Origin of the sequence: Tsukamurella sp. M9C, from assembly GCF_020169415.1 — a bacterium.
GTDB lineage: Bacteria > Actinomycetota > Actinomycetes > Mycobacteriales > Mycobacteriaceae > Tsukamurella.
In genome coordinates this window covers 1-20,675 of record NZ_JAIULG010000069.1, presented here as the reverse complement: position 1 = coordinate 20,675, position 20,675 = coordinate 1, and the positions used below count along the sequence as shown (strand labels likewise).

Annotated in this window: 20 protein-coding genes; 12 read left to right on the top strand and 8 right to left on the bottom strand. The window is 71.3% G+C overall.

Going from position 1 to position 20,675, the window contains the following annotated elements:
• Together LB823_RS22230 and LB823_RS22225 are read left to right on the top strand one after the other, a co-directional pair.
• Positions 1-282, top strand: a 282-nt coding sequence (locus LB823_RS22230) for an Atu4866 domain-containing protein (RefSeq protein ID WP_224651712.1), incomplete at its 5' end; no start/stop codon positions are given.
• Between the two features lie 93 nt (positions 283-375).
• Positions 376-897: a hypothetical protein gene (locus tag LB823_RS22225; RefSeq protein WP_224651710.1), complete on the top strand. Its 522-nt coding sequence runs from the start codon at positions 376-378 to the stop codon at positions 895-897.
• A 7-nt stretch (positions 898-904) separates the two neighbouring features.
• On the opposite strand, the gene LB823_RS22220 is transcribed toward LB823_RS22225, so the two are convergent.
• Positions 905-1,306 carry an MmcQ/YjbR family DNA-binding protein gene (locus LB823_RS22220; RefSeq protein ID WP_224651708.1) on the bottom strand — a complete coding sequence of 134 codons (402 nt, stop codon included), beginning with the start codon at positions 1,304-1,306 and terminating at the stop codon, positions 905-907.
• A gap of 52 nt (positions 1,307-1,358) precedes the next feature.
• A complete protein-coding gene (locus LB823_RS22215) occupies positions 1,359-3,629 on the bottom strand; it encodes a hypothetical protein (RefSeq protein ID WP_224651706.1) in 2,271 nt (756 codons plus the stop codon).
• A 278-nt stretch (positions 3,630-3,907) separates the two neighbouring features.
• On the opposite strand from LB823_RS22215, the gene LB823_RS22210 reads away from it, so the two are divergent.
• The 3 genes from LB823_RS22210 to LB823_RS22200 all read left to right on the top strand — a co-directional run bounded on the left by LB823_RS22210 (position 3,908) and on the right by LB823_RS22200 (position 7,761).
• Positions 3,908-4,771: a TIGR03619 family F420-dependent LLM class oxidoreductase gene (locus tag LB823_RS22210; protein ID WP_224651704.1), complete on the top strand. Its 864-nt coding sequence runs from the start codon at positions 3,908-3,910 to the stop codon at positions 4,769-4,771.
• 94 nt (positions 4,772-4,865) lie between these two features.
• Positions 4,866-6,974: an NAD-dependent DNA ligase LigA gene (ligA, locus tag LB823_RS22205; protein ID WP_224651702.1), complete on the top strand. Its 2,109-nt coding sequence runs from the start codon at positions 4,866-4,868 to the stop codon at positions 6,972-6,974.
• Positions 6,975-6,984: 10 nt separating this feature from the next.
• On the top strand, positions 6,985-7,761 hold the full coding sequence (locus LB823_RS22200) for an IclR family transcriptional regulator (protein WP_224651695.1): 777 nt from the start codon (positions 6,985-6,987) through the stop codon (positions 7,759-7,761).
• Positions 7,762-7,767: 6 nt separating this feature from the next.
• On the opposite strand, the gene hutC is transcribed toward LB823_RS22200, so the two are convergent.
• Complete coding sequence (gene hutC, locus LB823_RS22195) at positions 7,768-8,517, bottom strand: histidine utilization repressor (RefSeq protein WP_224651693.1); 750 nt, start codon at positions 8,515-8,517, stop codon at positions 7,768-7,770.
• A gap of 157 nt (positions 8,518-8,674) precedes the next feature.
• On the opposite strand from hutC, the gene hutU reads away from it, so the two are divergent.
• Genes hutU through hutG form a run of 3 tightly spaced genes read left to right on the top strand, consistent with a single transcriptional unit; the run spans position 8,675 to position 12,449 of the window.
• Positions 8,675-10,342 carry a urocanate hydratase gene (gene hutU / locus LB823_RS22190; RefSeq protein WP_224651691.1) on the top strand — a complete coding sequence of 556 codons (1,668 nt, stop codon included), beginning with the start codon at positions 8,675-8,677 and terminating at the stop codon, positions 10,340-10,342.
• Positions 10,342-11,520 carry an imidazolonepropionase gene (gene hutI / locus LB823_RS22185; RefSeq protein ID WP_224651689.1) on the top strand — a complete coding sequence of 393 codons (1,179 nt, stop codon included), beginning with the start codon at positions 10,342-10,344 and terminating at the stop codon, positions 11,518-11,520. The genes hutU and hutI overlap by 1 nt, the downstream gene beginning before the upstream one ends.
• Complete coding sequence (gene hutG / locus LB823_RS22180; protein WP_224651687.1) at positions 11,517-12,449, top strand: formimidoylglutamase; 933 nt, start codon at positions 11,517-11,519, stop codon at positions 12,447-12,449. Before hutI ends, hutG begins: the two co-directional genes overlap by 4 nt.
• Positions 12,450-12,609: 160 nt before the next feature.
• On the opposite strand, the gene LB823_RS22175 is transcribed toward hutG, so the two are convergent.
• From LB823_RS22175 to LB823_RS22160, 4 genes are all read right to left on the bottom strand, one after another.
• The gene (locus LB823_RS22175) at positions 12,610-13,488 is read right to left on the bottom strand and encodes an alpha/beta fold hydrolase (RefSeq protein WP_224651685.1); all 879 of its coding nucleotides are present in this window, start codon (positions 13,486-13,488) and stop codon (positions 12,610-12,612) included.
• A 242-nt stretch (positions 13,489-13,730) separates the two neighbouring features.
• A complete protein-coding gene (gene hutH, locus LB823_RS22170; RefSeq protein WP_224651683.1) occupies positions 13,731-15,266 on the bottom strand; it encodes a histidine ammonia-lyase in 1,536 nt (511 codons plus the stop codon).
• Positions 15,266-16,642 carry an amino acid permease gene (locus LB823_RS22165; protein ID WP_224651681.1) on the bottom strand — a complete coding sequence of 459 codons (1,377 nt, stop codon included), beginning with the start codon at positions 16,640-16,642 and terminating at the stop codon, positions 15,266-15,268. Before LB823_RS22165 ends, hutH begins: the two co-directional genes overlap by 1 nt.
• Before the next feature lie 113 nt (positions 16,643-16,755).
• Positions 16,756-17,409: an amino acid-binding protein gene (locus LB823_RS22160; protein WP_224651679.1), complete on the bottom strand. Its 654-nt coding sequence runs from the start codon at positions 17,407-17,409 to the stop codon at positions 16,756-16,758.
• Between the two features lie 142 nt (positions 17,410-17,551).
• On the opposite strand from LB823_RS22160, the gene LB823_RS22155 reads away from it, so the two are divergent.
• From LB823_RS22155 to LB823_RS22145, 3 genes are read left to right on the top strand one after another with little or no spacing between them, the layout of a single operon-like run.
• A complete protein-coding gene (locus tag LB823_RS22155) occupies positions 17,552-18,169 on the top strand; it encodes an antibiotic biosynthesis monooxygenase (protein WP_224651677.1) in 618 nt (205 codons plus the stop codon).
• A gap of 60 nt (positions 18,170-18,229) precedes the next feature.
• Positions 18,230-19,159 carry a helix-turn-helix transcriptional regulator gene (locus LB823_RS22150; protein ID WP_224651675.1) on the top strand — a complete coding sequence of 310 codons (930 nt, stop codon included), beginning with the start codon at positions 18,230-18,232 and terminating at the stop codon, positions 19,157-19,159.
• The gene (locus tag LB823_RS22145; protein ID WP_224651673.1) at positions 19,156-19,710 is read left to right on the top strand and encodes a dihydrofolate reductase family protein; all 555 of its coding nucleotides are present in this window, start codon (positions 19,156-19,158) and stop codon (positions 19,708-19,710) included. The genes LB823_RS22150 and LB823_RS22145 overlap by 4 nt, the downstream gene beginning before the upstream one ends.
• On the opposite strand, the gene LB823_RS22140 is transcribed toward LB823_RS22145, so the two are convergent.
• The gene (locus LB823_RS22140; RefSeq protein WP_224651671.1) at positions 19,674-20,090 is read right to left on the bottom strand and encodes a helix-turn-helix domain-containing protein; all 417 of its coding nucleotides are present in this window, start codon (positions 20,088-20,090) and stop codon (positions 19,674-19,676) included. The two genes, LB823_RS22145 and LB823_RS22140, sit on opposite strands and share 37 nt — an antisense overlap.
• Positions 20,091-20,208: 118 nt before the next feature.
• Here LB823_RS22140 and LB823_RS22135 point away from each other — a divergent pair.
• Positions 20,209-20,675: alcohol dehydrogenase catalytic domain-containing protein (locus tag LB823_RS22135; RefSeq protein WP_374201376.1), on the top strand; the 467-nt coding region annotated here is incomplete at its 3' end.

Here is a 20,675-nt window from a genome sequence, read left to right as displayed (position 1 = left end):
GGGGTGGAGGCCGCGTCCTCCTCCACCTCGGCGCCCCCGCAGTCGGCCGCGGCGATCCCCGCGCACGTCCCCGGCACGTACGCGAACGGCGACTGGGTCGTCCGGCTCGCCGCCGACGGGACGTGGGAGGAGGACCTGCGCGGCCAGGTCAACGCCTACGGCGGCACGTACACCGTCACCGGCGACCAGGTGCTGCTCCGCGATCGGGGCGGTTCGAGCGAGACCGCCACCCTGCAGGGCGACGAGCTGCGCCTGCCCTCGATCACCCTCACGCGCCGGTAGGCGCGTTTCGCTCTCGGCGATACCTCTCGACTGTCGCACTCGGTCTGAGTAATCATGTAATCATGTAATCAGGACCGACTGAGGAGGTCTCCCATGATGGCAGGACGAGGGCCGCGCGGAGCGGCGCCGGACGCGAAGGATGCGGGCGAATGGTTCGCCGGACGGCTCCCGGAGGGCTGGTTCGACGGTCCGCCGACGGTCACCGTCGACCGCGAGGAGATCGTCGTGGTCGGCGCGCTGCCGGCCGGCGGTGAGGATTCCACCGCGCAGCGGGAGGGCCGCGCCGCGCGGTTCCGCGAGGAGACGCGCGACCAGCGGATGCGGATCGCCGACGAGGCGCAGGAGCGGTACCAGCGGCGCGTCTCCTGGGGCGTGGACACCGGATCCGAGACGATCCTCTACACCCACCAGGCGGTGCCGGTGATGACCCGCCTGCGCCAGCCCGAGCGGCTGGTGCTGGACACGCTCGTCGACGCCGGGGTGGCGCGTTCGCGCGCCGACGCGCTGGCCTGGTGCGTGCGGCTCGTCGGCGAGCACACGGAGGACTGGCTCGGGCAGCTGCGGCAGGCCATGAAGGACGTCGACGACCTGCGGGAGCAGGGGCCGCAGCTCTGATCCGACGTCAGCCCTTGTCGAGGGCGGCGATCGCGCGCTGCGGCGCGATCTGCCGGAAGCTCGCGTCCACCAGCTCGTGCACCTCGTCCCAGTCGACGACACCGATCGTCAGGTCCAGGCCGAGCCAGCCCGCGGACGCCATGTACGCCGGCAGGTAGAAGCGCTCGTCCTGTTCGAGCGCGGTGCGTTCGGCGGGATCGGCGATGAACAGCACGCTGGTGTTGCGCTGCTCGTGCGGCCGCGTGGCGGTCTTCTTCGTGCCGCCGCCGTACACCGCGAACATCTTGCCGCAGCGGAAGGTCGGGCGCCCGTGGGCGATCTTCTCGGTCGCCTCCGGGAACGCGAGCGCGATCTCCCGCACCCGGGCGAGCGCCGGATCGTCGTCGGAGAACATGATCGGATGGGGCATGCCGCCGAGCGTAGCGCTCGGCGGCATGCCCCATCCGCGCGTTCGGTCCCGATCAGGCCGCGTCGGCGGTCTCCAGGGCGTCGGTGTCGACGGTATCCGCCTCCGCCGCCTCCGGCTCGACGGTGGCTTCCGCCGCCGCCGTCGCGGGCGCCTCGGCGGCGGGCTCCGGGGACGTCTCCGTCTCCGGCTCCGGCGACGCCGTGGATCCGGTCGACGGGGCGTCGGGAGCAACCGTCTCGGACGCCTCGGCGGCAGGGGTGCCCGTCGACCCGGACTCCGCCGCGGTGGCGGGATCCGCGGACGCGCCGCCGGAGGTCACCACGGTCTCCTGGGCGTCGTCGGCCGGGGCCGCGAGCGCCGCGGCCACGACCGGGGCCTCGGGCGCGGAGGGCTTCTCAGCGGCCGGCTTTCCGCCGCGGAGCGCCTGCTGCGCCAGCGGGATGAGCGTGCCGATCCGCTCGACGTCGTCCTTGATGGTCACGCTCTTGATCCAGCTGTCGAGGGCGGTGAAGGGCGCGAACGGCATGATCGGCACGGTGCCGAGGCCGAACGGATTGGCCAGCTCGATCAGTCCGACGCTGGGGAGCAGGCTGGGCGCGGCACCGTCGATCCGGGTGATGGTGGGCAGGCCGAGGTAGTTCGGACGCATCGTGCCGTTGACCTCGGCGGCCGGGAACACGGTGAGGCGGTATCCCAGCCAGTCCACGGTGATCGGCGCGCGGAGGCCGTAGTCGCTGGTGAGCAGGTACCGCGTGGTGCTGCCCGTCTCGGTGGTGGTGACCTCCTGGGTGAAGCGGACGAAGTCGTTGGTGAGCTTGAGCCGCTTCTCCTCGGAGAACAGCGCATCCAGGACCTCCTTGGCCACTGGATTCTGGAGCAGTGCGGCCAGCTCCGCCGGCGGGACCTTGCTGAGGTCACCGCCCGCGAGAGCGGTCAGCACCTGCAGGGCGCCCGGCGTGAGTCCCCGGCTGAGCAGGTTGCCGCTGCCGAGGAACAGGGAGGTGGGATCCGTGAGGCCCCACGACGTCTGCCGGCTCTGGCCGACGGTGGGGGCCCGCAGGTCCTTGTAGTAGTCGAACAGGCCGAGCGTGTTGGAGCACTCGCCGAGGCCGGACGCCGACGCGGACGTGGAACCGCCGAGGCAACTGACCTCCTTGAGGTCCGGGAGCTTCAGGTTCTGCGCGAGCTCCATCGCGCTGGTGATGGATGTGATGTCGACCCCCGCCGGCAGCATGTTGAACTGCGCCAGCAGGTCGAGCACCTTCGAATTCTTGATCTTGTCGAAGTTCAAGGGGGAGCCGAACCAGTCCAGCCCCAGCGTGCTCGTGTTCATGTTGAGCGCCAGGGCGAGGCCGAGGCTCGCGGTGGCCTGCGACGTCGCGCCGGCCCCGTCCGCGCCGGCGAGCGCGAGGGCGAGCTTGTTCCTCGTCTCCGCGATCGCGGTGCCGCCGTAGCGCGAGAGGGCGAACGAGTAGCCGCTGCCGAGGATCGTCGACGAGCCGGACGGGCCGGGGCTGAACTCGAGCACCGTCGGCTTCGTGTAGTCGTAGGTGCGGCCGGACAGCTGCCCGGCGATCCTCAGTGCCTCGGTGCGCGTCGCGAGATTGCCGTCGACCGTGCGGTACTTCCAGCCGCCCCAGCAGATGATCGTGGCTCCGCTCTCGCAGTAGCGCTCCTGGACCGGCTTGTACGGCAGCGCGGCGGCCGCGGCGACGTCGGCGAGGGTCTTGTACCGCCCGATCGCGGTGGGATCCATGTCCTTGAGGCCGATCGCCCCGAGGCCGATCGCCATCAGGCCCGTCGGCTTGACGGACAGTGCGCTCAGGATGCCGAAGGGGGTCTGCTCGCCGAGGGGGATCGTGGCGATGACGATCCACTTGTCCGGGCCGAGGTTGATCGTGATCTGATCGGCGACGGCGGCGAGGTCCACCCTCCCGGGGAGCACGATCGCTGCGCCGGTGCCGGTGGACCCGCCGCAGTCGGTGCCGGACCCGCCGCCTCCCGTGCCGAGCCCGCCCGTCCGGCACGACGCGACGATCGTCGCGACGGCGGAATTGTCGAGGAGCGTGAGCAACTTCTGGACGTCGATCCCACTGAGGTCGGGATTCTCGCCGGTCAGCTTGGTGATGTCGATGCCGTAGTCGCGGAGGTTGACGCCGCCGATGATGATGTCGCCCTGCTGGCTCGCGGTCTGGGCGGCCGCGGCGGCGGCCGAGGCACCGGGCGCTGCGGTCGCCATCGGCGCACCCACGGTGCCGATGAGCGCGGTGGTCGCCGCCGCGGCGACGAGGCCGGTTCGCCATGCCGAGGTGCGCCGATTCATCCGATGACTGGCGGCGCGGGTCGCGCGGCGAGTGGCGCGGTTCGGCTGCAGGTCCGGCGAAGCAGAAGATTTCCCGATCATCATGTGGGTTTCCTTGTTCTTGAAACTACCCAGGTCAATGGTGGCGACAACGTGTGTCTTCCGGGACAGGACGTTAACGCAAAACGTGACCGGTGTCACGTTTTCTCCGATTGACACTCTGTCGAGGATGGACGTCGTCGTGGTGAATCCATCGGACTTCTGTGCGTTCTCGGATTGAAACATGTTCTAATTCGATGATGCGGGAACACGGCGTACGCACGGGAATCGTTCAGTTCACCTCCGACCGGGGCCTGACGCCCCAGCGGCTCGCGCCGCTGATCGAGTCAGCCGGCTTCTCGTCCTACTTCGTGCCGGAGCACGGCCACATCCCCACCCGGCGCGACGCGGCGCACCCCGGCACCGGCACCGCGGAGCTTCCCGACGACCGCTACCTCCGCACCCTCGACCCGTGGACGACGCTGGCGGCCGCGGCCGCGGTGACCGAGCGGATCGAGCTCGCGACGGCCGTCGCCCTTCCCGTGCAGGCTGATCCGATCACGCTCGCCAAGACGATCGCCACCGTCGACCACCTCTCGGGCGGGAGGGTCGCGCTCGGCGTCGGCTTCGGCTGGAACCTCGACGAGCTCGCGGACCACGGTGTGCCCGCCGGTCGGCGCCGGACCATGCTCCGCGAGTACCTCGAAGCGATGCGCGCGCTGTGGCGCGACGAGGAGGCGCAGTACGACGGCGAGTTCGTCTCCTTCGGTCCCAGCTGGGCGTGGCCCAAGCCGGCCGGATCGGTGCCCGTGCTCGTCGGTGCGGGAGCCACCGACAAGAACTTCACCTGGATCGCGAAGAACGCCGACGGTTGGATCACCACCCCGCAGGACCGGGGGATCACCGACGCCGCCCGCCGGCTCGCCGAGGTATGGCGGGAGCACAGGCGCGCCGGTGCGCCCCGCATCGTCGCGCTCGACGGCCGTCCCGACGGGGACCGGCTGGCCCGCTGGGGCGAGGCCGGCGTCACCGACGTGCTGTACCCCGCGGTCGACTCCGACGAGGCCGCCGCCGGCGAGTATCTCCGCCGGCTGGCCGACGCCGTCGGCGCATCGGCCGACTGACCGCGGCCGATTGACCGCGGCCGGCTGACGACAGGAGCGCCGACCGGCGTGGAGCCGCGACGACTCGTCAGTGCCAGCGACTAATCTTCAGGGCATGTCGAAGGAGCTGACCGAGGACGACCGCCGCGCATGGCAGGAACTCGCGGAGGAGGTGCGCGGGCACCAGTTCCGGTACTACGTGCAGGACGCGCCCGTGCTGTCCGACGGGGAGTTCGACGCGCTGCTGCGCCGCCTGCAGGAGATGGAGACGGCGTTCCCGGAGCTCGCCGTCGCGGACTCACCCACCAAGCTGGTGGGCGGCGGCTTCTCCACGGAGTTCACCGCGGTCGACCACCTCGAGCGGATGATGAGCCTCGACAACGTCTTCGACGAGGGCGAGCTGCGCGACTGGATCGCCCGCGTGCAGAAGGACGTCGGCGGCGAGGTCGTCTTCCTCACCGAGCTGAAGATCGACGGCGTCGCCCTGAACCTGGTGTACGAGAAAGGCTCCCTGGTCCGCGGAGCCACCCGCGGGGACGGCCGCACCGGCGAGGACGTCACGCTCAATGCGCGCACCCTGCGGGACGTGCCGCACGTGCTCACCCCGTCGGACGAGTTCCCGATCCCCGAGGTGCTCGAGGTGCGCGGCGAGGTCTTCTTCCGCCTCGCCGACTTCGAGGAGCTCAACGCCGGTCTCGTCGCGGAGGGCAAGCCGCCCTTCGCCAATCCCCGCAACTCCGCCGCCGGGTCGCTGCGCCAGAAGAACCCGCAGATCACGTCCCGGCGGCGGCTCGGAATGATCTGCCACGGGCTGGGCCGGATCCAGGGGGAGTGGTCGCCGTCGTCGCTGCACGACGCGTACCGCGCGCTCGCGGCCTGGGGGCTTCCCGTGTCGGCCCATACGAAGCAGGTATCGGGTGCCGACGCGGTGGTGGAGCGCGTCTTCTACTGGGGCGAGCACCGGCACGACCCGGAGCACGAGATCGACGGCCTCGTGGTGAAGGTCGACGAGATCACGCTGCAGCGCCGCCTCGGCGCCACCTCGCGAGCGCCGCGCTGGGCCATCGCCTACAAGTACCCGCCGGAGGAGGTGACCACGAAGCTGCTCGACATCCGCGTCAACGTGGGCCGCACCGGCCGGGTCACGCCGTACGCCTACATGGCGCCGGTCACCGTCGCGGGCTCGACCGTCGAGTTCGCGACGCTGCACAACCCCTCCGAGGTGGAGCGCAAGGGTGTGCTGATCGGCGACACGGTCACCATCCGCAAGGCGGGTGACGTGATCCCCGAGGTCCTCGGGCCGGTCGTGGACCTGCGGGACGGCTCGGAGCGGGCCTTCGTCATGCCCGTCACCTGCCCGGAGTGCGGGGCTACCCTCGCCCCCTCGAAGGAGGGCGACGCCGACATCCGGTGCCCCAACACGGAGACCTGCCCGGCCCAGCTCCGCGAACGGCTCTTCTACCTCGCCGGGCGCACGTGCTTCGACATCGAGGGGCTGGGCTACGAGGCGGCCTCCGCGCTCACCGCCTCGCCGGTGCTGCACAACGAGGGCGACGTCTTCGGGCTCACCGAGGAAAGCCTGCTGCAGGTCCCGCTGTTCACCAACGACGGCGGCACCCTCTCGGCGAACGCGCTGCGCCTGCTCACCAATCTCGATGTGGCCAAGAACAAGCCGCTGTGGCGCGTCCTCGTTGGCCTGTCCATCCGGCACGTGGGTCCGTCGGCCGCCCGTGCCCTCGCGCAGGAGTTCGGCAGCCTCGACGCGATCGCGGAGGCCGACGTCGACCGGCTCGCCGAGGTCGACGGGGTGGGGCGCACGATCGCCGAGGCCGTGATCGACTGGTTCACCGTCGACTGGCACCGCGAGATCGTCGAGAAGTGGCGCGCCGCCGGCGTGCGCCTCGAGGACGAGCGGGACGAGTCGGTGCAGCGCACCCTCGAGGGCCTGTCCATCGTGGTCACCGGGTCGCTCCAGAACTACTCGCGAGACGAGGCCAAGGAGGCGATCCTGGTGCGCGGCGGCAAGGCCGCGGGAAGCGTCTCGAAGAAGACGGCCTTCGTCGTGATCGGCGACGCGCCCGGTTCCAAGGCCGACAAGGCGGAGCAGCTGGGCGTGCAGATCCTCGATGAGGACGGCTTCACCACCCTCCTGACGGAGGGGCCGGACGCGGTGCGGCCCCCGTCGGCCGAGGAGTCGGTCGCCGAGGGGCCGGCGGCGGAGTGAGTGTCGGGGCATGAGCGCCTCGCCCGCGGTGGGCCGCGCCCTCGACATCCTGCTGCTCCTGGCCGGAAAGCCGGGGCCGGTGTCGGCGGCCGTCCTGGCGCGGGAGCTCGACCTGCCGCGGTCGTCGGTGTACCACATCCTGACGGTGCTGCAGGACCGCGGCTTCGTGGTGCACCTGCCCGAGCAGCAGGGCTACGGGCTGGGCGTCACGGCCTTCGAGATCGGTTCCGCCTACCTGCGGCACGCCCCGCTGGAGCGCCTCGCGCAGCCGATCCTGCACCGGCTGGCCATCCAGCTGGGGCAGGCCGTGCACCTGGGCGTGCTGCACGGCAACGAGACGCTGTACCTGCTCAAGGAGCGGCCCTCGTCGGGCCCGGCGGCCGAGGTCTCGCTCATCACCGACGTCGGCGTGCGGCTGCCGGCGCACCTCACCGCCAACGGCCGCGCGATCCTGGCCGCCCTCCCCGACGCGCAGGTGGCGGCGCTGTACACGCGCTCGTCGGCGCTGGTGAGCCGCACCGGCCGCGGACCGCGCTCGCTCGCGGAGCTGCGGCGACTCCTCGCGGAGACGCGCGAGCGGGGCTGGGCCGACGAGGTGGAGGACGTCTCCCCGGGTCTGCGGTCCGTGGGCGCGGCGGTCTTCGACCACAGCGGGCACCCGGTCGCGGCGCTCTCGACCACGTGGCGCCGGCACCTGGCCCTGCCCGAGCCCGGCACCGTCGGGGAGGTACTGCGGGAGGGCGCGGCCCGGCTGACGGCCCGGATCTCCGGGCGCGCGCCGGAGTAGCCGCGGCTACGCGTCGAAGACGCCCTCGAGCCGGTACCGGGTGCCGGGGTGCAGGAGTCGGGCGACCGAGACGACGCGGTCGCGGGACCAGGTGCGCCGCCGGATCATCAGGCCCGCCTCGTTCTCGCCGAGCTGCAGCAGCCGACGCTGCTCCGCGGTCGGCGTGACCGCCTCCACGACGTGCTCGCCGCGCATGAGCGGGGCGATCTCCATGAGGTAGTCGTGCGGGGTGCGGCGGGTGAAGTCCTGCCGCAGGTAGTTCGGCACCTCCGCGGCGACCACGAGGCGATCCTCGAGCTGGATCGCCCGGTCGTCCTCGAAGTGCACCAGCACCGAGTGGAAGACGTCGGCGCCCTCGGGGACGTCGAGGTCCGCAGCGGTGCGCGGATCCGCGGATTCCGCTGTCAGAGTGCGCACTTCGGCGCGGTGCCGGTGCCCGCGCGCCGCCACCTCGTCGGCGATGGAGTGCACCTCGAACAGGGCGGAACTCGCCTTCGGCTTCGCGACGAACGACCCGACGCCGGCGGTGCGCACGACGAGGCCCTCCGCGGTCAGCTCGCGCAGCGCGCGGTTCACCGTCATCCGGGACAGGCCGAGCGACGTGGCGAGCAGGGTCTCCGCGGGCAGCTGCTGGCCCTCGGTCCAGTGCCCGCTGGCGATCTGCTCCACGACGAGCTCCTTGAGGCGGCGGTACGCCGGCCCGGGGAGCCGCTGCGCACGATAGAGCGAAGCGACCTCCGTGTCCGCAATCGTCACCGTCGAACCTCCTCGGTGAGCACACTACCCGGCGGGCCGCCCCGCAGATGGTGTCTCGGATGCGAGACATGACGGTGCCGTGCCTGGCCGCAGTGGGTGGATGCCGTGTGTCATGGATCACGACAGCACTTCCGTCCCCTCGAGAGGACTCGCCTCCATGACTCACGACTTCTCCGCCGGCGCCCGTCCCGTGCGCGCCCCGCACGGCCTCGAGCTCTCCTGCCGCGGCTGGCAGCAGGAGGGCGCGATGCGCATGCTCATGAACAACCTCGACCCCGAGGTGGCGGAGCGCCCGGACGACCTCGTGGTCTACGGCGGCACCGGCCGTGCCGCCCGCAGCTGGGCGGCCTTCGACGCCATCGTGGCCACGCTGAAGACCCTCGCCGACGACGAGACCCTGCTGGTCCAGTCCGGCAAGCCCGTCGGCGTCTTCCGCACGAACGAGTGGGCGCCGCGCGTGCTGCTCGCCAACTCGAACCTGGTGGGCGACTGGGCGAACTGGGAGCACTTCCGGCACCTCGAGGCCGAGGGCCTGATGATGTACGGCCAGATGACCGCCGGCTCGTGGATCTACATCGGCAGCCAGGGCATCCTGCAGGGCACCTACGAGACGTTCGGCGCCGTCGCGCGCAAGCGCTTCGGCGGCACCCTCGCGGGCACCATCACCCTCACGGCCGGCGTGGGCGGCATGGGCGGCGCGCAGCCCCTCGCGGTCACCATGAACGACGGTGTCGCGATCTGCGTCGACGTCGACGAGTCGCGGATCGACCGCCGCATCGCCCACGGCTATCTGGACACCAAGGCCGCCACCCTCGACGAGGCGCTGGAGCTGGCGATCGCCAAGCGCGACGCCCGCGAGCCGCTGTCGATCGGCCTGGTGGGCAACGCCGCCGAGGTGTTCCCGGAGCTGCTCGCGCGCAAGGCGCCGATCGACATCGTCACCGACCAGACCTCCGCGCACGACCCGCTGTCCTACCTGCCCGTCGGCATCGCGGTCGAGGACTGGCAGAAGATGGCGGAGAAGGACGCCGCGTACTTCACCGAGGAGTCGCAGAAGTCGATGGCCGCGCACGTCGAGGCGATGGTCGGGTTCCAGGACGCCGGCGCCGAGGTCTTCGACTACGGCAACTCGATCCGCGACGAGGCCCGCAAGGGCGGCTACGACCGCGCCTTCGAGTTCCCCGGCTTCGTGCCCGCCTACATCCGCCCGCTGTTCGAGGAGGGCCTCGGCCCGTTCCGCTGGGCCGCGCTCTCCGGCGACCCGGAGGACATCGCCAAGACCGACAAGGCGATCCTCGAGCTCTTCCCCGAGAACGAGCACCTCAAGCGGTGGATCACCATGGCCGGCGAGAAGGTGCACTTCGAGGGCCTGCCCGCCCGCATCTGCTGGCTCGGCTACGGCGAGCGGCACCGCGCCGGCGTCAAGTTCAACGAGATGGTCGCCGCGGGCGAGATCGGCCCCCTGGCCATCGGCCGCGACCACCTCGACTCCGGCTCCGTCGCCTCGCCGTACCGCGAGACCGAGGCCATGGCCGACGGCACCGACGCCGTCGCCGACTGGCCCCTGCTCAACGCCCTGGTCAACACCTCGTCGGGTGCGTCCTGGGTGTCCATCCACCACGGCGGCGGCGTCGGCATGGGCCGCTCGATCCACGCCGGCCAGGTGTGCATCGCCGACGGCACCGCACTCGCGGCGCAGAAGCTGGAGCGGGTTCTCACCAACGACCCGGGCATGGGCGTGATCCGCCACGCCGACGCGGGCTACGAGTACGCGAACGAGGTCGCCCGCGAGCGCGGCGTCCGCATTCCCATGCAGGAGAACTGATGTCGTCCGGCTGGACCGTCGTCGACGGCATCGGCTCCCTCGTCACCAACGACCCCGAGGCGGGGGAGGGGCGGCTCGGGCTGATCCGCGACGCCGCCGTCGTCATCGGCGACGGTGCCGTCCAGTGGGTCGGCCCGTCGGCCCGCGTGCCCGACGGTGCCGCGGGCACGCGCATCGACGTCGAGGGCCGCGCGGTGCTCCCGGGGTTCGTGGACAGCCACTCGCACACCGTCTTCGGCGGCGACCGGGCGGAGGAGTTCGCGGCCCGGATGACCGGCGCAGCGTACGGCGCCGGCGGCATCCGCACCACGATCGCCGCGACCCGTGCCGCCTCCGACGAGGCGCTGTCGGCCAACGCCGCCCGGCTCGCGGCCGAGGCGCGGGCGCAGGGCACGACCACGCTGGAGATCAAGACCGGGTACGGCCAGACGGTACGCGACGAGTCGCGGAGCCTGGACGTGGCGGCGGGCGTCTCCGACGAGGTGACGCTGCTCGCCGCGCACGTCGCGCCGCCCGAATACGCGGGGCGGCAGGACGATTACGTAGCGATGGTCGTCGATGAGATGATCCCGGCGTGCGCGCCCCGGGCGAAGTGGATCGACGTCTTCTGCGAGGAGGGCGCCTTCACGGAGGAACAGTCCCGCGCGGTGCTCGCGGCCGGTATGGCCGCGGGACTGGTGCCGCGCGTGCACGGCAACCAGCTCTCGTACGGCGCGGGCGTGCGGCTCGCGGTCGAGCTGGGCGCCGCCTCGGTGGATCACGTCACCTACACCACCGACGCCGACGTCGAGGCCCTCGCGGGCGGGAGCACCGTGGCGACGCTGTTGCCGGGCGCGGACTTCAGCACCCGCAACAAGTACCCCGACGCGCGGGCGCTGCTCGACGCGGGCGTCACCGTCGCCCTGGCGGCCGACTGCAACCCGGGCACGAGCTACACCACGAGCATCCCGTTCTGCATCGCGCTCGCGGTGCGGGAGATGCACATGAGTCCGGACGAGGCCGTGTGGGCCGCCACCGCCGGTGGCGCGGCCGCGTTGCGGCGCACCGACGTCGGGGCCGTGCGCGTCGGCATGCGGGCCGACCTGACGGTGCTCGACGCCCCGTCGCACCTGCACCTGGCCTACCGGCCCGGCGTGCCGCTGGTCTCCCGGGTGTTCTCGGCCGGAGTCGAGCGATGACGGACCGGGCACCGTCGGCCTGGACGGGGCGCGACGACGGTCCCGGCCCGGAGCACCGGCGCTGGCACTCGGCGATGGCCTCCGGCCCGGTCCCGGGCGCGACCTCGCTGATCGGCTTCGCGAGCGACGCCGGCGTGGTGCGCAACCTCGGCCGGCCCGGCGCCGCCGAGGGCCCGGCCGCGCTGCGCGGCGCCCTCGGAACGCTCGCGCTCGCAGCCGATCCGGGGATCACCGACCTCGGCGACGTGGTCGTCACCGGCGACGACGATCTCGAGGCGGGGCAGGCGCGGCTCGGCGCGGGGGTGACGTCGGTGCTCCACGACGGCGGTCTCCCGGTGGTCCTCGGCGGCGGCCACGAGGTCGCCTACGGCAGCTATCTCGGCATCGCGGACTCGCGGCTCGTCGCCGACGGCGCGCGCCTCGGCATCCTGAACCTGGACGCGCACTTCGATCTTCGTGTCGCGCCGCGGCCCAGCTCCGGCACGCCGTTCCGGCAGATGGCGGAGCGGGAGGCGTCCCTCGGGCGACGACTCGACTACGCCGTCGTGGGGATCTCGCAGCCGGGCAACACCCGCGCGCTGTTCGACGAGGCCGAGCGCCTCGGTGTGCGGTACCTGCTCGACGACGAGTGCGGCGTGCTGTCGATGCCCGCCGTGGAGCGCTTCGTGCAGGAGTTCCTCGGCGGGATCGACGCGCTCTACCTCACGATCGATCTCGACGTGCTGCCCGCGGCCGTCGCCCCCGGCGTCTCCGCGCCGGCGGGCCTGGGCGTTCCGCTCGAGGTGATCTCGCGGGTGTGCGACGTGGTGGCCGCGAGCGGCAAGCTCCGCCTCCTCGACGTCGCCGAGCTCAACCCGTCGCTGGATGTCGACAACCGCACGGCCCGCACCGCCGCCCGCCTCATCCACCGCATCGTCACCCGCCGCTGAGGGCGGGGCACTGCAACTCGGGCGGGTACGGGTGTTCTCCGAATAGCTATGCGCCCCGTGCATAGCTCGAAGATTGCAGCTCAGAGGCAATTTGATGAGCGGGGTCATGCGCCGGGCGCATGACCCCGCCTCGAACTCGTCCGCCGCCCGCGTAGCGGCCTCACCTCTCCAGAAGCATTCGAATATTGGACGCCACGAGTTCCGGCGCTTCTTCGGGGAGGAAGTGTCCACACGAGGCGACGGCGGTCTTCAAGTCCGGCGCCCACGATGCCCAGATCGGGTGTGGATCGAACGGTAGGTCGTAGTCGCCAGAGTCCTGCCATGCCGCGAACGTCGGCATCGAGAGGGTTCGGCCCCGCGCCTGATTCTCCACGTCGCGAATGCCGTCGATGAATGCGCTGGCGCGGTAGTCATCGCAGACGGCGCGAATAGCGGCGGGCGATCGGAACGCTGCGAGGTACTGCTCTCGCACGTCGTGGGGGACCGCGCCGCTCACCACAGTCCACCCGTCGAGGAAGTGCCCGAAGAAGGTGTCGGGATCTGCGCCGATCAGCCGCTCGGGGAGATCGGACGGCTGGGCCAGTAAGTACAGGTGAAATGCGAAGACACCCCCGACTCCCGTCAGGGCGGCCCAGTTGTCGGCGGTGGGGATGACGTCGAGGACGCCGAGGTGACTGACCACGTCCGGATGGTCGAGGGCCGCACGGAACGCGACCAGCGCCCCGCGGTCGTGCCCGACGATCGCGAACCGATCGTGGCCCAGCGCGGCCATGAAATCGACGAGATGTGAAGCCACGCACGCCTTGTCGAACGCCTCAGGCCCTTCGCCGAGGCGGTCGCTCATGCCGTACCCGGGCAGGTCCGGGCACACGACCCGGTAGCGGTCACTGAGGAGGGGAACAACGGATCGCCAGGCGAGTCGTGTCTGCGGGAATCCGTGCAGAAGGAGGACAAGTGTACCGGGCCCGTTGGCGTCGTAGGTGATTCGCCGACCGGCGACGTCGACGTGACAGGGAGTTGACGGGATTGGGAGATCCATGTCGACATACTCGCAACAGAGCCGGTCAGTACCTGACCTCAGTAGAGGTGAAGTTCCTCAGCAGAGGACAGGGTATGCATTGCGTGCATAACTCTCCGCCGTGAAATAGTCATCTACCTGCTGAAACGCGGTTATGCACTCAGTGCATTGCCTCCGCGTGCGACTACATACCCGCTGGAACGCCACGCCCCTACGTTCGCACCCGCGGGACGCACAAACACGCGCCCCGCGGCAACGGCGAATCAGGCCAGCTCGCCCGCGACCTGCTCCGCCGCGGCCACGAGCGCGCCGGACGCGGCGAGCTCGACGACGGCCTCGATCTCGGGGGCGAGGTAGCGGTCCGTACCGGGCCCCTCGACGCGGCTGCGGATGAGGTCGCGGACCGCGCCGGTCGGGGCGGCGGGCTGCAGCGGCGCGCGCATGTCGATGGCGCGGGCCGCGGTCAGCGCCTCGATCGCCAACACGCGGGTCAGGCCGTCGATCGCGCGGCGGAGCTTGCGCGCCCCGGACCAGCCCATCGACACGTGGTCCTCCTGCATCGCGGAGGAGGGGATCGAGTCGACCGACGACGGCGCCGCGAGGCGCTTGAGCTCGGAGACGATCGCGGCCTGCGTGTACTGGGCGATCATGTGGCCGGAGTCGACGCCCGGGTCGTCCGCGAGGAACGGATTCAGCCCGTGGTTGCGGGCCTTGTCCAGGAACCGGTCCGTGCGTCGCTCGCTCATGGACGCCACGTCGGCGGCGACGATGGCGAGGAAGTCGAGCACGTACGCGACGGGTGCGCCGTGGAAGTTGCCGTTCGACTCCACTCGGCCGTCGAGGGTGATGACGGGGTTGTCCACGGCGGCGGCCAGCTCGTAGCCGGCCACGGTCTCGGCGTGCGCGACGGTGTCGCGGGCGGCGCCGGTGACGATGGGGGCGCACCGCAGCGAGTAGGCGTCCTGCACCACGGTGGTGTCTTCGCGGTGGCTCGCGACGATCGGCGAGCCGTCGAGCAGGCGCGTCATGTTCGCGGCCGCGACGGCCTGGCCGGGCTGCGGCCGCAGGGCCTGCAGATCGGCGGCGAAGACGCGGTTGGTGCCCATGAGGCCCTCGACGCTCATCGCCGCGGTGATGTCGGCGAGCTTGAGCAGGCCGCGCAGGTCGTGGCAGGCCATGACGAGCATGCCGAGCATGCCGTCGGTGCCGTTGATGAGGGCGAGGCCCTCCTTCTCCTCGAGCACCACGGGCTCGATCCCGGCGGCGGCCAGAGCCTCCGCGGCGGGGACGAGCGCACCGTCGGCCGTGCGGACCGTGCCCTCGCCGATCACCGCGAGCGCGCAGTGCGCCAGCGGGGCGAGATCGCCGGAACAGCCCAGGCTGCCGTACTCGTGCACGACGGGGGTGATGCCGGCGGTGAGTAGCGCCGCGTAGGCCTTCGCGACCTCGGGGCGCACGCCGGTGCGGGCGGTGGCGAGGGTGGAGAGCCGCAGCAGCATGAGGCCGCGGATCACCTCGCGCTCGACCTCCGGCCCGGAGCCGGCGGCGTGCGAGCGGATCAGGCTGCGCTGCAGCTGCTTGCGCAGCTCGGTGGGGATGTGCCGGGTGGCGAGTGCGCCGAAGCCGGTGGACACGCCGTAGACGGGCTCCGGGCTGTCGGCGAGCGCGCGGATGTGCGCGCGGGTCGCGGCCATCGCGTCCAGCGACTCCTGCGACAGCTCCACGGCGGCGCCCTCGCGGGCGACCCGCAGGACGTCCTCGGGGCTGACGGGGCCGAGGCCGACGGTGACGGTGCTCATCAGATCTTCTCCATTTCGATCTTCGGGGTGCGGGGGAGGAGGCGGAACGCGACGGCCAGGATGACCAGCCAGGCCGCGCCGACGTAGAGGGCCACGCGGGTGTCCGCGTGGAAGGCGAGCAGGACGGTGACGAAGACGAGGAAGGCCATCGTGATCAGCTGGCCGTAGGGCCACAGCGGCACGGGGAACTTCAGGCCCGCTTCCTGTTCGGGCGTCATCGAGCGGCGCGCCTTGTACTGCGCCGCCAGGATCATCAGCCAGACGAAGATGGTGGCGAAGGTGGCGATCGAGGCGATCACCGCGAAGACGTTCTCGGGGATCAGCCAGTTCAGGACGACGCCCACGAGCAGCGCCCCGGCCATGATGACCACGGTGAGGTACGGAACGCCGTTCCGCGAGACCTTGGTCAGGGCCTGCGGTGCCTGCCCGCGCTGCGCCATGCCGTAGAGCATGCGGCCGGCGCCGAAGACGTCGCTGTTGATCGCGGAGAGCGCCGCGGTGATGACGACGACGTTGAGGACCGCCGCCGCGGGGCCGACGCCCAGGGCCTCGAAGATCTGCACGAAGGGGCTGCGGTCCTTGGTGATCTCGTTCCACGGGATGATCGCCATGATCACCGCGAGGGTGAGCACGTAGAACAGCAGGATGCGGATCGGCACCGTGTTGACCGCGCGGGGGATGGTCTTCTCCGGATCCTTCGCCTCGCCGGCGGTGATGCCGATGATCTCGCTGCCGCCGAAGGCGAAGATGACGATGGCGAAACAGCCCAGGAATCCGCCGAGGCCGGTGGCGAAGAAGCCGCCGTTCGACCACAGGTTGGACACGCCCTGCGAGGTGTCGTGCAGGCCGAAGCCGAAGATGAGGACGGCGATGCCGCCGGCGATCATCGCGATGATCGCGGCGATCTTGATCAGGGTGAACCAGAACTCGAGCTCGCCGAAGGTCTTGACGCCCACCAGGTTCACGGCGGCGATGAAGAAGATGATCGACAGCACCCAGATCCAGCGCGGTACGTCGGGGAACCAGAAGCCCATGTAGACGCCGAACGCCGTGACGTCGGCGAGCGCGACGACGATCATCTCGAAGATGTAGGTCCACCCGGTCATGAAGCCCGCGAGGGGGCCGAGGTTCGCGGAGGCGAACTCGCCGAAGGAGCCGGCGACGGGGTTGCGCACGGCGAGTTCGCCGAGGGCGCGCAGCACGATGTAGATCGCGGCACCGCCGATGATGTACGCGACGAGGACCGCGGGCCCGGCGGACTGGATGGCGGACGCGGACCCGTAGAACAGGCCCGTGCCGATCGCGGAGCCGAGGGCGATGAAGCGGATGTGGCGCGCGGACAGGCCGCGGACCAGGGTGGAGCCGAGGTCGCTCACGGGGACTCCTTAGCAGGCGAGCGGAGGTGTGTGGCGGATCACACCCGCTATGTATAGCGCTGTCTATACAAATACGCAAGGCCCTGGCCTGGGTGAATCCGACATCGCGGCACCTAGCGGACCAGCACCGTCGCCACGATGCCCGCGAGGTAGCCCAGCCGGGCCACCTCGGACGGGCGGAAGTCGGGGCCTCCCGGGCGGCCGACGAGGACCACTTTGCCGATGGCGCCCAGCGGTGCTGCGGCCAGCTTGGTGTCGAGCTGCTGCCAGGCCTCCGGGACCCAGTCGGCCTCGGCGTCGAGTTCGACCGGCCCGCTGAGCGGCAGGAAGTCGAGGTGCTCGGGCGGCGTCTCCGGCAGGCCCGACGAGCCGAAGACCGGCCACGGCGTGTCCGCGGTGTTGCTCAGCACCGCGCACCAGCCCACCCGCAGCACGCGCGGCACCTGATCCGCCAGCATCTGCAACTGGTCGTGCCCGGCCCCGGCCACGTGATCGATGAGCTCGAGCTCGCGGTGGGTGTCCAGGACGTCGGCGTACGGGCGGATCGAGTCGACGGTGATGCCGTCCAGGGCCTCCGCCGCGGTGATCAGGGTGTCCGGCAGCGACTGCGGTCCGAGATCGACGACGATGTCGTCGACGGCGAAGCCCTCGCCGCGCTCCACGACGTCGAGCGAGAGGATGTCGGCGCCCACCGAGCCGAGGGCCACGGCCAGGGAACCCAGGCTGCCGGGACGGTCGGTGAGGCGGACACGCAGGAGGTAGGACACGCCTCCGATTGTGGCACCCGGCCCAGCGTCGCGCTGACCCGCCCGGGCGCGGCCCGTCGCCTGTGACGGCGCGATCGGGACGTCGCGAACATCACACCGCCTCGGTTGGTGTCGCGGACCGTCGGCCCCGACACTGGTACGCATGCCCCATACCGAGACCCGGTCGGAGGCAGGAGCGGCCCACAAGGCCTCGCTGACCTCCGTCGCCCGACGCATCGCCCCCGGCCGCGAACACGAATTCCTGGCCTGGACCGACGCGGGAATCGCCCTGGCCCGTACCTACCGCGGCTTCCTGGGCGGCGGGTGGGTCCGCTCGGCGGACGACCCCGAGCTCTACTTCGTGATCTACCGCTTCGCCTCGGACGAGGAGCTGGACGACTGGCAGCGCTCCCGGGTGCGCAAGCACTGGCTGGAGCGGTGCGAGGGCCTCGCCGTCGAGACCGCCACGCACCGCCTGTCCGGGATCGAGGGCTGGTTCTCCCCGCAGTCCGACGGTGCCGGCCCCGTCGCGGCCCCCGTGGCGAAGGTTCCGCCGCGGTGGAAGCAGGCCGTCGCCATCTGGCTGGGCTTCTTCCCGCTATCGCTGCTGATCAACTTCCTGGTGCTCCCGCACCTGACGTTCCTGCCCGCGCACGGCTGGGGCCTCGTCGGCCGCACCCTGATCGCGACGCTGATCAACACCCCGCTGATGGTCTTCCTGGTGCTGCCGTGGGTGACCGCGCGGATCAAGCCGTGGCTGGAGCGCCGCTCGCTCACCTGATCTCGAGCTGAGCAAGAACGGTCAAGCGGCGGCGGGTCCGGGCGGTCGATACTGGTTCCCATGTCCGAACCCGCCGATCCGCTGCGCCGACTCCTCGACGCCGTCCTCGCCGATCCGCACGAGAGCCTTGATGCCATGGCCGCGGGCGCGCTCAGCTCGCCGCATCACTTCGCCCGTCAGGTCCGCGCCGGCGCGGGCGAATCGCCCGTCGCCCTGCGCCGCCGGGTGCTGCTCGAGCGCGCCGCCTGGCAACTGCAGCGCGGGTCGACGGTGACCGACGCCGCCTTCGCCGCTGGGTACGAGTCCGTCGAGGGGTTCATCCGGGCCTTCGCCCGCGCCTACGGGCATTCGCCCTCGCAGCTCCCGGCCACGGTCGGGCACTGGCTGCCGTCCCCGAACGGCCTGCACTTCCACTCGCCGACGGTGCTCTACGTCGAGGACGGGCATGAGGAGTCCACGGGGGACGTGCTGGCGCTGCAGGTACAGCACGACGCGGCCGATATCGGTGCGCTCTTGGACGCGGTCGCGGGACTGTCGCCCGAGGAGTACCGGATGGTGCGACTGCCCGGGTCGTCGCCGCGCCACTGGGACGGACCGGACGAGTCCCTCTCCCAACTGATGTGGCACCTCGTGCACAGCACCGAGCCGTGGCTCGCGACGATCGCGGGCGATCCCGAGCCCGAACGCGATCCTGACGCCGACCCGGAAGTTCTTCGCGTGCATCACGAGCGGATCTCGCCGCGGTGGCTGGGGCTGATCCGCGACATCGAGCAACGTGGCGCGTGGGGCGATCGCGTGATCGACGCGCTGTGCGATCCGCCCGAGTCCTTCCTGCTCTCGCAGATCCTCGCGCACGAGCTGACCTTCTCGGCGCACCGACGGCTGCTTGTGCGCTGGATGCTGGCCGACGCCGGCGTCGCCCTCGGCACCCCTGAACTGGATCCCGATCCCATCATCTGGCACCGACGCATCACCGGAGGAGCATCATGACCGCGTACTCGTACTACACCGCGTCCACCCTCGACGGCTTCCTCGCCGACGAGAACGACAGCCTGGACTGGCTGCTCAGCCAGCCCATCGACGACGGCGGGCCGATGAACATCGAGGAATACATGACCGGCGTCGGCGCGATCGTGATGGGCTACACCACCTATCAGTGGGTGGTCGATCGGGTCCAGGCCGGCGACGAACCGTGGTACTACAGCGATTACGCGGTGTTCGTCTTCACCCACCGGGAACTGGAGCCCATCCACCCGGGTGTGCGCTTCGTGGCGGGCACCCCGGCCGAGCTGCGCGCGACGATCGAGGAAGCCGCAGGGGAGAAGGGCGTGTGGGTGGTCGGCGGCGGCGATCTCGCCGCCCAGTTCGCCGAGGCGGGAATGCTCGGCGAGGTGGTCATCAGCTACGCACCCGCCACCGTCGGGTCGGGGCGCCCGTTGTTCCCGCGCGCCTTCGACTTCGAGCTCATCGAGTGGGCCCGCAACAAGGCCTTCCTCTGCGGCCGTTACCGCGTGGTCGGGGCGCGGTCCGCCGCGTCGTAGTCGGCGCGGGCCCGATGCACCGCGGGCATGTTGCTCTCGGCCCAGCGCTTGAGGTGCTGGACCACCACGTAGAGGGACTCGCCCAGCTCGGTGATCGTGTAGGTCACGGTGACCGGAACGGTCGCCTCGACGGCGCGGGAGATGAGGCCGTCGCGCTCCAGGGTGCGCAGGGTCTGGGTGAGCATCTTCTGGCTCACGCCCGCCACCTCGCGGGACAGCTCCGAATACCGCTGCGGCCGTTCGTGCAACGCGCACAGCAGGAGGGTGACCCACTTCGACGACAGCTGGTCCAGCAGCTGCCGGCTGGGGCACTGCGCGAGGAAGGCGTCGTACTCCAGGCGCTCGATCTCGCGTCGCTGGGCGGCCGTCGTGGTCGGCATGGTTGTCCTCCGCGTTCTTAACGCACTCTCGGGTACGTACTTCCCATTGGAGAGTAGCGCTGCGATGGTGATCGAGCAACGCCCCGAACCGCGGGGCGATCGACGGAAGGAACCCATCATGCAGGCAGTCACTGTCGTCCCCGGCGGCGCTCCCGCGCTCGTCGACCTCCCCGTTCCCACGCACCGCGCGGGCGAGGTGCTCGTCCGGGTCGCCGCCGCAGCGGTGAACCCGGTCGACGGCTTCACCGCCGCCGGCGGCCCGCGCGACGCCGGCTGGGTCGGCCCCGACGCCGTGCTCGGCCTCGGCTGGGACCTCGCGGGCGAGGTCGTCGCCGCGGCGGACGGCGTCGCACTCGCGCCCGGCACCCGCGTCGCCGCCCTCGTGGCCGACCCGACCGTCGCCACCTTCGCGGAGTACGTCGCGCTGCCCGCCTCCGACGTCGCGGTCGTCCCGGAGGGGATCGGCACCGTCGACGCGGCGGCGCTGCCGCTCGCGGCGCTCACCTCCGCCCAGTCGCTCGACCTCGCCGGTGAGCCCGCCGGCCGGCTGCTGATCACCGGCGCCGCGGGCGCGGTGGGCGGGTT

Coding starts and splice junctions, on each gene's coding strand:
- LB823_RS22175 (WP_224651685.1), bottom strand. CDS start 13,488: ATGGATCTCCCAATCCCGTCAACTCCCTGTCACGTCGACGTCGCCGGT.
- LB823_RS22145 (WP_224651673.1), top strand. CDS start 19,156: ATGACCGCGTACTCGTACTACACCGCGTCCACCCTCGACGGCTTCCTC.
- hutU (WP_224651691.1), top strand. CDS start 8,675: ATGACTCACGACTTCTCCGCCGGCGCCCGTCCCGTGCGCGCCCCGCAC.
- LB823_RS22220 (WP_224651708.1), bottom strand. CDS start 1,306: ATGCCCCATCCGATCATGTTCTCCGACGACGATCCGGCGCTCGCCCGG.
- LB823_RS22140 (WP_224651671.1), bottom strand. CDS start 20,090: ATGCCGACCACGACGGCCGCCCAGCGACGCGAGATCGAGCGCCTGGAG.
- hutH (WP_224651683.1), bottom strand. CDS start 15,266: ATGAGCACCGTCACCGTCGGCCTCGGCCCCGTCAGCCCCGAGGACGTC.
- hutG (WP_224651687.1), top strand. CDS start 11,517: ATGACGGACCGGGCACCGTCGGCCTGGACGGGGCGCGACGACGGTCCC.
- LB823_RS22210 (WP_224651704.1), top strand. CDS start 3,908: ATGCGGGAACACGGCGTACGCACGGGAATCGTTCAGTTCACCTCCGAC.
- LB823_RS22225 (WP_224651710.1), top strand. CDS start 376: ATGATGGCAGGACGAGGGCCGCGCGGAGCGGCGCCGGACGCGAAGGAT.
- LB823_RS22155 (WP_224651677.1), top strand. CDS start 17,552: ATGCCCCATACCGAGACCCGGTCGGAGGCAGGAGCGGCCCACAAGGCC.
- ligA (WP_224651702.1), top strand. CDS start 4,866: ATGTCGAAGGAGCTGACCGAGGACGACCGCCGCGCATGGCAGGAACTC.
- LB823_RS22215 (WP_224651706.1), bottom strand. CDS start 3,629: ATGAATCGGCGCACCTCGGCATGGCGAACCGGCCTCGTCGCCGCGGCG.
- hutI (WP_224651689.1), top strand. CDS start 10,342: ATGTCGTCCGGCTGGACCGTCGTCGACGGCATCGGCTCCCTCGTCACC.
- LB823_RS22200 (WP_224651695.1), top strand. CDS start 6,985: ATGAGCGCCTCGCCCGCGGTGGGCCGCGCCCTCGACATCCTGCTGCTC.
- LB823_RS22150 (WP_224651675.1), top strand. CDS start 18,230: ATGTCCGAACCCGCCGATCCGCTGCGCCGACTCCTCGACGCCGTCCTC.